At 33.0% G+C, this 13896-nt stretch carries 10 protein-coding genes; 4 read left to right on the top strand and 6 right to left on the bottom strand.

Annotation, left to right across the window (positions count from 1 at the left end):
- Positions 1 to 62 precede the first annotated feature (62 nt).
- The gene (locus tag AAFP94_RS03530) at positions 63 to 1916 is read left to right on the top strand and encodes a CBS domain-containing protein (RefSeq protein ID WP_316660460.1); all 1854 of its coding nucleotides are present in this window, start codon (positions 63 to 65) and stop codon (positions 1914 to 1916) included.
- Positions 1917 to 1921: 5 nt separating this feature from the next.
- On the top strand, positions 1922 to 3109 hold the full coding sequence (locus tag AAFP94_RS03525; RefSeq protein WP_316660461.1) for a succinylglutamate desuccinylase/aspartoacylase family protein: 1188 nt from the start codon (positions 1922 to 1924) through the stop codon (positions 3107 to 3109).
- Positions 3110 to 3118: 9 nt separating this feature from the next.
- On the opposite strand, the gene AAFP94_RS03520 is transcribed toward AAFP94_RS03525, so the two are convergent.
- Genes AAFP94_RS03520 through AAFP94_RS03500 form a run of 5 tightly spaced genes read right to left on the bottom strand, consistent with a single transcriptional unit; the run spans position 3119 to position 10501 of the window.
- Positions 3119 to 4960, bottom strand: a complete 1842-nt coding sequence (locus AAFP94_RS03520; RefSeq protein WP_316660463.1) for a M1 family metallopeptidase — start codon at positions 4958 to 4960, stop codon at positions 3119 to 3121.
- A gap of 3 nt (positions 4961 to 4963) precedes the next feature.
- Positions 4964 to 6577 (bottom strand): S8 family peptidase, encoded by a 1614-nt coding sequence (locus tag AAFP94_RS03515; protein WP_316660464.1) that lies wholly within the window; start codon positions 6575 to 6577, stop codon positions 4964 to 4966.
- 12 nt (positions 6578 to 6589) lie between these two features.
- Positions 6590 to 7450 (bottom strand): MBL fold metallo-hydrolase, encoded by an 861-nt coding sequence (locus tag AAFP94_RS03510; protein ID WP_316660466.1) that lies wholly within the window; start codon positions 7448 to 7450, stop codon positions 6590 to 6592.
- Positions 7451 to 7460: 10 nt separating this feature from the next.
- Positions 7461 to 9656 carry a SulP family inorganic anion transporter gene (locus AAFP94_RS03505; RefSeq protein ID WP_316660468.1) on the bottom strand — a complete coding sequence of 732 codons (2196 nt, stop codon included), beginning with the start codon at positions 9654 to 9656 and terminating at the stop codon, positions 7461 to 7463.
- The gene (locus AAFP94_RS03500; RefSeq protein WP_316660469.1) at positions 9653 to 10501 is read right to left on the bottom strand and encodes a universal stress protein; all 849 of its coding nucleotides are present in this window, start codon (positions 10499 to 10501) and stop codon (positions 9653 to 9655) included. The genes AAFP94_RS03505 and AAFP94_RS03500 overlap by 4 nt, the downstream gene beginning before the upstream one ends.
- A 122-nt stretch (positions 10502 to 10623) precedes the next feature.
- Here AAFP94_RS03500 and AAFP94_RS03495 point away from each other — a divergent pair, with 122 nt between their 5' ends.
- Both AAFP94_RS03495 and AAFP94_RS03490 read left to right on the top strand, forming a co-directional pair.
- Positions 10624 to 12471: a cation:proton antiporter gene (locus tag AAFP94_RS03495; RefSeq protein ID WP_316660470.1), complete on the top strand. Its 1848-nt coding sequence runs from the start codon at positions 10624 to 10626 to the stop codon at positions 12469 to 12471.
- Positions 12468 to 12617: a hypothetical protein gene (locus AAFP94_RS03490; protein ID WP_316660471.1), complete on the top strand. Its 150-nt coding sequence runs from the start codon at positions 12468 to 12470 to the stop codon at positions 12615 to 12617. Before AAFP94_RS03495 ends, AAFP94_RS03490 begins: the two co-directional genes overlap by 4 nt.
- 7 nt (positions 12618 to 12624) lie before the next feature.
- Here AAFP94_RS03490 and AAFP94_RS03485 read toward each other — a convergent pair whose 3' ends face one another.
- Entirely contained in the window at positions 12625 to 13896 is a 1272-nt protein-coding gene (locus AAFP94_RS03485) for a glucose-1-phosphate adenylyltransferase (RefSeq protein WP_316660472.1), read from the bottom strand.

Below are 13896 nucleotides of genomic sequence, written 5' to 3'. Positions count from 1 at the left end.
AATCATATAATATATTCTTGTCTTATACTAATTTAACATTTCTAATAATTAACTTTTTTAGCATGGGAGAATTAAAGGTTATTAAGCTCAATAGCAAGAAAGACAAAGCAAAATATATACATCATTTATTAAGAGATATTGAGGCATTAGAAATAATGATTCAAGATAATCAAATAGAAAAAAATCCTATTAGAATTGGCGTAGAGCAGGAGTTTTGTTTGGTTAACAGCGAATATAATCCCAACAAAAATGCGCTAGATGTTCTGGAAGAAATTAGTGATAATCACTTTACAACCGAAATAGGAAGTTATAATTTAGAATTGAATTTAGACCCAATTGAACTTAAGGGGAATTGCTTTTCAGATTTGCACAAAGAATTAAAATCCAAATTAGGTCTGGCAAAAAAAGCTGCAGAAAAACACAACACAAAAATTATTTTAACAGGCATTTTACCAACTCTTGCCCTAAAATATGTAAAGTTAAAATATATGACTCCAATACAAAGGTATAGTGTTATAAATGATGCCATTAAAGAATCCAGAAAACAAGATTTTGATATACATATAAAAGGAGTAGACGAGCTTAACCTAAAACACAGCTCTGTCATGTTAGAAGGCTGTAATACCAGCTTTCAAATGCACCTGCAGATTAATCCAGATAGTTTTGTAGATAGCTATAATTGGGCTCAAGCTATTTCTGGACCCATTTTAAGTGCTTGTGCAAATTCTCCTTTGCTGTTTGGAAAAGAATTATGGAAAGAAACTAGAATTGCATTATTTACCCAAAGCGTAGACACTAGGGCAAATTCGTTCATGCTTAATGAAAAGCAATCAAGAGTCAGCTTTGGAAATAACTGGGCAACAGGCTCTATAACAGATATTTTTAAAGACAACATTTCAAGATTTAGAAGTTTAGTTTCTTCAGAGTACATATTAGACAGCGTGGAGATGCTGAATAGACGAGAAACGCCAAAACTAAAAGCCCTTAACCTTCATAACGGAACAGTTTATCCTTGGAACAGACCTTGTTATGGCGTTAGTGATGAAGGCAAGCCACATTTAAGAATTGAAAACAGGTATATTCCTTCAGGACCAACCATTAAGGACGAAATAGCTAATTTAATGTTTTGGGTTGGTGTCATGCTTGGTAAGCCAAAGAAGTATGACAATATTCATGAGAAAATGAATTTTAAAGATGTGAAATCTAATTTCTTTAATGCTGCTCGATATGGTATGGCTGCTCAATTTTATTGGAACGGAAAGTATCAGCCAAGTAAAGACCTAATTTTAGATGAGTTCTTACCGTTAGCTTATAGAGGTTTATACGATGCTGGTATTTCTCCTAATGATGTCGAATATTATCTCACTATTATTGAAAACAGAGTAAAAACAAGCAATGGTTCGCAATGGATTATTGATAGTTATAGAAATTTATTAAAAAGGAAAAAGCCATTTGAGGCAGCACAAACTCTTGTGTCTAAAATGTACTCAAAACAAGAATCAGATTTTCCTGTTTCTTCATGGCAAATTCTTGATAATAACCCCACTATTTCATTTGACGCCAACTTAAAAGTGAAACACAAAATGACAACCAATATTTTTTCGGTTGATGAAAATGATAGTGTAGAATTGGTTATAAACATTATGAAATGGAAAAACATTCATCACATGCCAGTGATTAATTCTAATAAGGATTTAATAGGTTTGATTTCATGGACAGATGTTGAGAAAATTCTTGATGATCCTAATCGGGTAAATTATTCTGTAGATGAGGTTATGAAAAAAGAATTACATACGATAACACAATATAAAAGCTTGGAGGAAGCAAAAAATAAAATGAAACAACACAACATTCATTGTTTACCTGTAGTTTATAAAAAACAGTTGTTAGGTATAATTACTTCAAGAGACTTATAAAACGCATGGGACAAACAGCCAATACAGAATCAAAAGCGCAAACTTCGACATCAAGAATTATTGCAAAAATTAAAGGAAAAGAAAAAGGCCCAACCATTGTTTTTATTTCGGGAATTCACGGAAATGAGAAAGCAGGAGTTACAGCACTTCAGCAAACCTTAAATGAAATAAACACAGAAAACGTAAAAGGAACAATTTATGGACTTGCAGGAAACATAAGCGCATTAAAGCAAAATAAAAGATATGTTGAAAAAGACCTAAACAGGCTTTGGACAAAAAGTTATTTATACTTTTTAAACAGAAGAGATACCTTAACCGTGGAACAAAAAGAATTAAAAGAACTCTTAAGCCTATTAAAGGAAATTATAGCAACAGAAAATTCACCGTTTTATTTTATCGATTTACACACAACTTCCAGCAAAACACTTCCTTTTATTACAATAAACGACGCATTAATAAACCGAAAGTTCGCTAAACAATTTCCCGTTCCAATTGTTCTTGGAATTGAAGAGTTTTTGCAAGGCCCATTATTAAGTTACATAAATGAGTTGGGCTATGTGTCTTTAGGGTTTGAATCTGGCCAACACGAGGATATTAAAGCCATAGAAAATGCAAAAGCATTTATAAAACTTGCTCTTGTTTTTTCAAACAATGTAGTAAAAGAAAGCGTTTCTGTTTCGGACTGTTTTAACAAACTAAAAAAAGCATCTAACAAAACATCAGAATTTTTTGAGGTAATCTATTTGCACCAAATAAAACCTGACGAGTCCTTTAAAATGATAAACGGTTTTGAAAGTTTTCAAAAAATAAAAAAAGGCACTCTTTTAGCAAAAAGCAATAATGAAATAATAAAGTCTAAAAAGAAGGGAAAACTGTTTATGCCATTATACCAAGACATTGGAGAAGAAGGTTTCTTTATTATAAGAAGAATCTCGCCATTTGTTTTAAAACTATCTAAAATCTTAAGAAACCTTAAAGCAGATTCTCTACTTGTTTTGTTACCAGGGGTTTCTTGGCAAGATAAAAACAAACAAACACTTGAAGTAGATTTAAAAACCGCAAAGTTTTTAGCAAAACAAATTTTTCACTTATTTGGATATAGGAGTCGACAAATTGACGAAACCCATATAAAGTTTTTTAGCAGAGAAAGAGCTGCAAAAACAAGTATATATAAAAATGAAAAGTGGTATTAATGCTACCTATTAATTTTGTTGCACCCTGTTATTGGACGTATTAATATCTGCCATTAAACCTTTCGGATCAATTATAATTGAATTAATTTCTTTTATTGAGCGATTAACTTCAAAACTATAAACGGGATATGCCCAAGCCCAGTCTTTTAAAACGGTTATAGGCTGATCGCTTGGCTTTTCACCACGCATCATTTGTAAAGGAATATAAAAAAGCTCTTTTGAACCATCTGTATATTCCACTTGAATATCCAAAGGCATAGGCATTAAGCCTATTCGCTCTAAATTGATATTAGCTACACCATTGATTTCCTCAACAGACTTTATTCCGTAATCTATAGTATTTGTGGTTTGTGTCCAATCTGTTAAATACCATTCTAAATCCAAACCGGAAACCTTTTCTGCTGTACGCATAATGTCATTAGGGATAGGATGTTTAAACTTAAAATCCTCAAAATATTTTTTGATTGTTTTGTTTAAATTCTCTTCACCGATTATATAACCTAGTTGAGATAAAAAAATGTAACCTTTGTAGTAAGATGATACACTATAAGAGCTGCGAAAGTAGAATCTGTCTGCTTGAGTTGTTTGAGGTTGCTCAACACCAGACCGCACATAATTTATATATCTATTATATACTTTTTGGGTTGGTATCGAAAAATCTGTGTTAAAAATCACACTCTCTGCTAGCTCACCATAGTATTCTGTAAAGCCCTCGTCCATCCAATAATATTTAAGCTCATTTGTGGCTAACAAAAACTGAAACCAGCTATGGGCCATTTCGTGAGCAGTTACACCAAATAGTCCATTAAATGTTCCCTCTCCAAGTATTAAAGTACACATACCATATTCCATACCACCATCACCGCCTTGAATAACGGAATATTGATCATAAGGATATTTACCAATGGTTTCACTAAAAAACTGCATGAGCTCTATGGCTTTAGGTTGGAGGTTTTTCCAATTTTCCAACTTCCCTTTAGGCATATTACTTTTGTAAAAAAAGTGAAGCGTTGGTCCGTCAGGAACTTGAGCGATATCATGAATATATTCTGGATCTGCTGCCCATGTGAAATCATGCACATTTGGAGCTACAAAATGCCAAGTCAACTTTTCATTTTTTGGAGATTTGACATCTCTGCTTGTATAGCCATGCCCTATTTCATCTGGATTTTGTAAATATCCTGTTCCGCCAATGGTGTAATCTTTATCTATAGCTATTTTAACATCAAAATTACCCCAAACACCATGAAATTCCCTTTCAATATAAGGGTCTGCATGCCATCCTTCAAAATCATATTCTGCAAGTTTAGGATACCATTGAGACATTGACAAAGCCACACCTTCAGAATTATTTCTTCCAGATCGACGAATTTGAATAGGAACTTGGGCATTAAATAGCATGTCGAAAGTTGCTTGTTCACCAGGCTTTAATGGGCTCGCCAAACTAACCTCCAAAATGGTTCCTACAGTCTCGTAATTTAAATCAATACCATTTTGTTTTAAAGAAGTTACTTTTATGTATCCTATCTCATCAGGTTTTAAACCACTAATTCTATTGCCAATTCTGCTATCTGGATCAGGACTGGCTTGTGAACGAGCATCCATTTCACTTCCAGGTTGAAATGCGTTAAAGTACAAATGATAAAAAATACGATTTAAGACATCAGGAGAATTGTTTGTATAAACCAATTTTTGAACACCTTGATATTGATAGGTTTCCACATCCATATCAATTTCCATCGTGTAATCTACATGTTGCTGCCAATAACCAGGATGTGGTTGTGCGCTTATTTTAATTGTGACAAGAAATACAATAAAAAGATTAAAGATATTAGAATAAGGATATTTCATAATTTAATTTTTAGAGATTTGGTCGGCCATTATTAATGCGTTGTATGCGTTAACAATCTTGCCAGATTTTGAAAGTTCACTAAAAGGCCGGATATCATTAGTGTTTCCACCAACAATCACTTTTAAATTTATTGACACACCAGAATCCATTAAAAGATGTTTTACTTGCGATGCAGTTAATTTAGGGTAATAAGATCTTATTAGAGCCGCAACGCCAGAAACACTAGGAGCAGACATTGATGTGCCACTTTGAGCCTTATATTCATTTTTTGGCATTGTTGAATATATTTCTCCACCTGGCGCCATAACATCTACATTTAGTTTACCATAGTTCGAAAAGGCTGAAACGAGACCAGAACCATATTTTGACTCAATAGAACCAACATTTATAAAATTATTGGAAATTTCGCTTCCATTATCAAACTGATCATTTGGATAATTGTTCTTTTTATCTAAATCTATGCTTTCGTTTCCAGAACCATGAACAAATAAAACGTCATGTTTTCCAGCATAAATGATCGCGTCCTTAACCCATTCTGGGTGAGGAGAGTAATATTTTCCAAAGCTTCCGTTTATGATTTTTGCACCATTATCCACGGCATATCTAATAGCCAATGCTATATCTTTATCATATTCGTCTGCATTTGAAACTGCTCTAAGCGACATGATTTTTACATTATTAGCCACACCATCAATGCCTATACCATTTTTTCTTTCGGCCGCGATTATACCAGCTACATGTGTTCCGTGACTTTCAGATTTCTTTATGGGCATAATATTCCCATTGCCATAAAATTTTTGAGACAAGTCATCTGGGTCATCACCTGTTTTTCTACCCTTAAACGATTTATTGAGGCGAACATCCAGCCAATTATTGATGTCCTCTAAATCATCTTTGAGTGTATTTTTAGCATTAGTTACAGTTTCTAATTCTAGATCATCAACAAGATAGTTAATGATATATACAGATTGTTGTAGTTGCCTATTTTCGGTCTCGATTGCATTGATTTCTTCTATTGAATATTCTTTTTTCTCAAGGTGTTTAGAAATTGTTTCATCAGCATAATTTAGACTTTGAATGATTTGTTCGTAGTTAGATTTGTACTCTGTATATTTATTTCGCTCTTCTATGTATTCCCGTTGAGCCCTTGCGTAATCAGGATTGTCTAAATCTCCTTTCGCTAAAATTCTAACGTATTCCACTTGTTCATCATAACCATCGCCCAAAAAGTTCCAGCCATGAATGTCATCAACATATCCATTGCCATCATCATCTTTTCCGTTATTTGGGACTTCGTCTTCATTTGTCCAAATAACGCCAGCTAAATCTTCATGTTCAATATCAATTCCCGAATCAATTACAGCTACAATCACTGTTTCGCCTTTTCTGTTTTTAATTATTTCGGAATAAGCTTTCTCAACACTCATTCCGGGAATAGTATCTTTTATTAAATCCAGATGGCTCCATACTTTTTTTTCTTGTTCTGATATTTCAGATACTTTTAAAGGTAAATTATTAGTGTTCTCAATTGGCGTAGGGATAACATTTGCACTTCCACAACTATTAAAAATTATGGCACCATAAATAAGCAGAAAAGTAGGTTTTAAGATTTTCATGATGCTTAAACATTATTTGAATATTTCTTCACAAGAAAAAGAGTTTTTGAGGCGAACACCTTTATCGGTATATTGTACGGTTATAATTTCATGATGGGCGTCATGCTCTAAAAACAGATAATAATTTTCATCGGCAGCCTTGTTTAGAAACCGTTCTTTTTCATCAAGGGTTAGTAAGGGCCTAGTATCATAACCCATTACATACGGTAAAGGCAAATGACCAACAGTAGGTAACAAATCGGCCATAAATACAATGATTTTGTCTTTATAATGAATAATAGGAATCATTTGTTTGTCTGTATGTCCATTAGCAAAAAGCACATCAAAACCTAATTCAGAGTTTTTTAAAACATCCCCAGAAGGAATGGGCACAAACTTAAGTTGTCCAGAATCTTCAATAGGAAAAATATTTTCTTTTAAAAACGACGCTTTTTCTCTTTTATTGGGTGCAGTAGCCCAAAGCCAATGGTCTTCATTGCTCCAAAAGCGTGCATTCTTAAAAGCGGACTCATAACCTGTTCGATTTTTATTCCACTGAATACTTCCTCCACAATGATCGAAGTGCAAATGCGTCATAAAAACATCTGTGATGTCATCTTTATTAAAACCATATTTATTTAACGACTTATCGATAGAATCATTTCCCCATAAATTATAATATCCAAAAAACTTATCACTTTGCTTATTGCCCATTCCAGTATCTATCAATGTTAAACGCTTTCCATCTTCGATTAGCAAGCATCGTGCCGAAAGGTCTATCATATTATTTTGATCTGCAGGGTTAGTTTTCTGCCAAAGTAGTTTAGGCACAACGCCAAACATGGCTCCTCCATCAAGCTTAAAATTTCCAGTATTTATGGGGTAAAGTTTCATGGCGTCTAATTTAAGAAATTACTTGCTTTAGCCTTTTACCAAAATCAAATAATGCTTTGAGTTCTTTAATGCTTGCTAGACGCTCTTTACTAAACACCAGTAAGGAGTTTCCGTTAGATTCGATATGATAATAAGGGTTGCTTTCAAAAAAATGAACCAAATCTTCATTAAAAAACTCAATTATAGCTTCTTCGTCTTCGCCCAAAAGATAAAAACGCTTTGAGAAATCGGTTTGATTGTGAATAGGAATATCTTTAAATCCAGCAAAAGCATAGAATTTTTCTAAAAACCCTTCTCTGTCAAGAGTGAATTGAGGAATATTATTCTTTAAGGAAATATGGAGCATTGTTGTTTTCACGACCTCCTTTGCAATAAATTCTCCTTCTGAAAATTCAATATCAAAAATATTAAGAACATTATTTTTAGTCATTAATTGATTGTATATATAACTAATAGGCTTTGTTCTAAAAAACTTGAAATCGTTTAAAAACAATGTGTCTTTTTGCTTTTTTGGAATATACTTTAAATTATAGCTTTTGGCTAGCTCCTCAATATTTGTTTGGCGCCTAGTTAAATTGTTTTTAATAATTTTCGGAACAGGTAGTACGCGTCTTAAGGCAAAAGGATGTTGTGAATCTGTATCATGTAAATCTAACCCAACCACCTCAAAATGTCCGCCACGCTTTAAAAACAAATCCCGATAACTATTTAAGTTTTCCATAACAGTATGATCAACAAACTCACACAACGAAAAGTCAACAATAATATCCTGATTTTCAGGAACTGCATCAAGCTTACTTTTTAACCTGTAGTAGTTTAAAAAACTACAAAAATGTTTAACACTTACATAGTAGTTACCGTCAGCATCATCTTCTCGAAACATAAGAACATTTGGTTTTAAGATATTTCTAATAAATAACAGAAAACTTTTAGTAAGAAAAATATGAATTATGAATGTGACAATAACACCACATAAAATTCCAAAAATTAAGCCAACTTTAAGGGTCATATAAAGCGTAATAAAAAAGATTATCAACTGCTCCTTTCCTATTGAGAAAATATTCTTTACAGTATTTGGAGAAGCCAATTTATATCCTGTAAAAACGAGAATTGCCATAAGAGCAGGCAATGGTATTCTTGTTAATTGAGAACTAAACAGTACAACAAAAACAATTAAAAATATAGCATGAAAAAAGTTCGAAGAACGATTACTCGCATTGTTATTTACATTAACCGAGCTTCTTGCGATAACAGTTACAACATTTAGACCACCTAAAAAACCGCTGCCAATAGTTGCTACACCAAGAGCTTTTAAGTCTGAATTCACATTTGAGCGTCTTTTTTCAGGGTCAAGCTTATCAACCGCCTTGATACTTAATAAAGACTCAATACTTGCAATTAGGGTTAGGGCAAAAACACTAGCCCAAAAAGCTAACTCGTTGGTTTTATTAAAATTAATTGATGGTAGCTGCGCCACAATGTCTTTAAATTCGGGAATGCCAGCAATCATATAATTTATTGAAATAGGATTAGATTCATGCACTATAAACTCAAAATAATAACTAAGTCCAACAGACAATAAAACAATCCACATCGGCGCAGGTATAAGTTGTAAATATTTATACCTTAATTTAGGATAGTATATCATGATAAGTAGACTGACAACACCAGTTAAAGCAGCAAAAATTAACCCTTCATCATTATAATGAAGCGCATCGTTAATTGTAAAAGGTATTTCCAATAAATAATCTAAAGTGTCTTCACGGCTTATTTTGTGAGCCAGCATAATATGAAATTGCTTTCCAAGTATTATGAGTCCAATTGCCGCTAGCATACCTTGAATGGCCGAAGAAGGAAAAAAATCAGCCAATTTGCCAAGCCTTAAGAAACCCAATAATGTGAGCAGTAAACCAGAGAAAATAATAGCAGCATAAGCCGATTCTAATCCAAGGGTTGTAATAGCTACCAATAATACACCAACAAGACCATTGCCTGGTCCAGAAATCGTTACATGACTTCCTCCTAAAAAGGAAACCACAATACCTCCAACAACAGCAGCAATAATTCCGGAAATTGGAGGCGCTTCACTAGCCATAGCCAAGCCCAAACCTAAAGGTAAAGCAACAAGACTCACTACAAAACCAGAAAAAATATTCTTTGGTAATGATTTAATAAATAGAGCTATCGTATTTTTTTTAGGACTCATTGAATAATTAAAACGTCTGTTGGTAATTCGGCTAGAATATGCTCTATGTCATGTGGAAATAAACGATCCCAAAAAGTCATTTTGGAAGGTCCATTCATTACTAAAAGATCTGCCCTAATAATTTGAGCATAATGACTTATAGAATAACCTTGTTTACCAAAAATAGGTTGTGATTTAATAGAAATATTTTTAGTGTGTTTTTTTGAAACATGTTCAATTATTTTCTTAATTCTGGATGTTTCTCGAAGTTTTATTCTCTCTTTTACAATGTTTAGTTTTCTTAAAGATTTATCATCTTCAACTTTTACCGCGACTTCATTTTGATTAATTTCTTCTACTATTGTCAATTTTGTTGCACCTAAATGATGCGCTACATAGAATGCCGACATAATAGTTTGTTCCGTTTTTGGGTCCTTTAATCCATTAACTACAATGTGTTCACAAGGAACCCTTTTTATAGCTGGATTGATAAGTAATAATACGGAACATGTTGACTTTCTGGTTATTTTTCTGGCAATAGAACCAAGGTAATAGTTTACTATATTTTCTTTTTTTAATGCACCTATAATGAGTAAATCAACAGCCTGATTTTGACACACCGATAAAATAGTCTCCACAGGATCTCCAGTTTTAAAAACAAATTCTACTTCAAGGGATTGTTGAAAAAAAGGGTCTAAAATCTTATTGAATTTTCTTTTCTTTTCACCAGATACCTCACCGACATGAATTAAAACGAGTTTAGATTTAAACATTAAAGCCAGTCTTGAAGCTTCATAAATATTAGCTTTAAGATTAGGTGAAAAAGTAACACCGATACCAATTGTTTTAAACTGTTTTAAAGACAAGACTAGTTTTCAAAGGTTATAAAAATTGTAAGATAGTATTTTTTAAAATATAAAAAAGAGCCAATACAAACTTAAGGCGTGTATTAAAGAAATTATTTGTTATTTTGACAAAAACAGATGTAATGTTAGAATTAGCAGGAATAATTATTTTGGGAATATTGGCCCAATGGGTTGCTTGGCGTTTAAAAATACCGGCTATTTTACCTTTAATCCTAATTGGTCTATTGGTTGGTCCTATTGCCGCCGAGTTCTTGAGTGAAGACGGTTCAAAGTGGATAGAACCAATTTGGAACGGTAAAAAAGGATTATTCCCTGGCGATGGCTTATATTATTTTGTTTCACTTTCCATCAGTGTGATTTTGTTTGAAGGGGGCTTAACATTAAAACGTGATGAAATCAGAAATGTAGGTCCAGTTATTTCAAAGCTAATAACTTTAGGTGCTGCAATTACTTTTTTTGGAGGAGCTATAGCCGCCCACCACATATTTTATTTAAGTTGGGAAATTTCTTTTCTGTTTTCAGCATTAATAATTGTTACCGGACCAACCGTAATCACACCTATTTTAAGAAATATTCCTTTAAAGAAAGATGTATCTGCTGTTTTGAAATGGGAAGGTATATTAATTGACCCAATTGGGGCATTAGTTGCTGTACTTGTTTTTGAGTTTATCAGCGTTGGTGGTGATAGTGGATTTACAAAAACAGCATTTATCGAGTTTGGGAAAATTATTTTATTTGGAACCACTTTTGGTTTTACGTTTGCTCACGCTCTTAAGTTTGCAATTAATAAAAATCTTATTCCGCATTATTTATTAAATGTTGTTTCGCTTTCAACGGTGCTTTTGGTATTTGTTGAATCAGAGATATTTGCTCATGAATCTGGCCTTTTAGCCGTTGTAGTTATGGGCATGGTTTTAGCGAATAGTAAACTTCAAAACCGAAAAGAGTTACTTTATTTTAAGGAATCATTGAGCGTTCTGTTAATCTCTATACTATTTATTCTTTTGGCTGCCAATATTGATTTTGATGATATGTTGTTGATTTACAATTGGAATACTGCTGTACTTTTTGGAATTGTTGTTTTTGTAATTAGGCCTATAGCTGTTTTTTTAAGCACATCAAGATCAAAATTAAAAATAAACGAAAAAACTTTTATAAGTTGGGTTGGGCCTAGAGGTATAGTTGCTGCTGGTATTGCCTCACTTTTTGGGACTAAACTTATTAAACAAGATGTTGCAGGAGCTGAATATATAACACCATTAGTTTTTATGATAGTACTTGGAACCGTACTTTTAAATGCTACAACAGCAAGGCTTTTCGCAAAATTAGCAGGTGTATTTCTAACTAATTCAGAAGGGATACTCATAGTTGGAGCCTCTAAAGTATCTAGGCTGATAGGTCATTATTTAGAATCTAATGGAAGACATGTTGTGCTAATTGACAGTAACCAAACCAATATAAAGAAGGCCAAAGAACTTGGGCTGGAAGCCATAAATAGCGACATATATTCAGATGCTTTATTAGACAATATTGAGCTTAATGATGTAGGGTATTTAATGGCGCTCACAGGCAATTCTGATATAAACAACCATGCGATTAATAAATTTGGAAGTCAATTTGGCGAGAACGGTTCATTTAGATTAATTACATCTGTAGAAATGAAAGATCCAAATAATAATCCAAAAGAAGGACTATTTTCACATACAGATGACTACGTGTCGTTAAGTGACGTTGCCGAAATGTACCCTAACATACGCGAGTATACAATTAAAGACAAATCACATTACGACGAGTTAATAGAAATAACCAATCAGGACAAAGATATAATTCCGCTATTTGTAAAAGATCAATCAGGAGAATTAGAAATTATATCATCTTATAATAAAGATGTACACGAAATAAAAAAAGGATTTAAATTAGTATATTTAGGAAAACCATTAGAATCTATTTTAAACAATAAAACAAAATGAATTCAAACAAAGTATTATTAATTTTACTAATCATAGTTGCAGCGGTTATGATTTATCTTGGCGTAAAAGGAAACATGAAACCACCTATTTTTACAGGAATTGGTTTTGTTATAATAGCCTTTCTATTTAATAAATCGTCAAAGTAAATTTAAACTAAACTCCAATAGTAAAACCTTTTGGCAGTTCAGCTCCTTTCTTTATAACCACAATGCCGTCCTTTACAACATAAGTTTCAGTTTCGGCATCTTCTAAATGTTTACCACCATTAATGGTTACATTGTCGCCTATTCTTGAATTTTTATCTAAAATAGCATTATTAATATTACAATATTGGCCAACACCCACCAAAACAGAAATGTGATTTTTCTCAATTTCCTCAAGCGATTCATAATAGTCAGATCCCATCATATAGGTGTTTTTTATCACAGATTCTTTTCCTATTCTAGATCTAATGCCAATGACCGATTTTTCAATTGACTTTGCATGAATGATACATCCTTCAGCGATAACAGTTTGGCTGAATTGAGTGTTAGTAATCTTTGAAGTAGGAAGTATTCTAGCACGTGTATAAACGCGCTGCATTTTATCGTATAAATTAAACTTTGGAATATTGTCTGTGAGACCCAAATTGGCTTCAAAAAAAGAATCTATGTTCCCTATATCTGTCCAATAGCCTTCATATTGAAAGCTTACTGTTTTGTGCTTGTGAATGTTTTGTGGGATAATTTCTTTTCCAAAGTCTATAGTGCTTTCATCTTGCATCAATTCAATAAGTAAATCACGATTAAATATGTAAATACCCATTGAAGCAAGATATATTCTCTCACTATTTTTCATTTCTTCACTAACTTCTGAAGTCCAGTCTGGCAACAGCGACACATCGGGTTTTTCAATAAAAGATGTTATAACGTCTTGATTGTCTGATTTTAGAATTCCAAATGAAGTGGCGTCTTTCGCATTTACTGGAATTGTGGCAATGGAAATTTCAGCATTACTTTTCATATGATTATCTATCATTACATCAAAATCCATTTGATAAAGCTGATCGCCAGAAAGTATTAGGGCATATTCAAAATCGTGCTCAAGGAAATGGTGCATACTTTGCCTAACCGCATCTGCAGTTCCTTGAAACCAACCTTTGTTTTTTGGCGTCTGTTCAGCAGCCAAAACATCAACAAAGGCAGAACTAAAAAAACTAAAATGATAGGTGTTTTTTATATGCCTATTTAATGAAGCAGAATTAAACTGTGTTAGGACAAACATGCGCTTTATGTCAGAATTTATACAATTTGAAATAGGAATATCTACTAACCTGTATTTTCCAGCAATAGGGACCGCTGGTTTTGAACGTTTATCAGTTAAAGGGTATAACCTAGAGCCTTGACCTCCGCCAAGAATTATGGATAATACTTTATTATTGATCAT

Source organism: Gilvirhabdus luticola, assembly GCF_040117515.1.
Lineage (GTDB): Bacteria > Bacteroidota > Bacteroidia > Flavobacteriales > Flavobacteriaceae > Gilvirhabdus > Gilvirhabdus luticola.
This window is presented reverse-complemented; position numbering and strand designations above follow the sequence as displayed.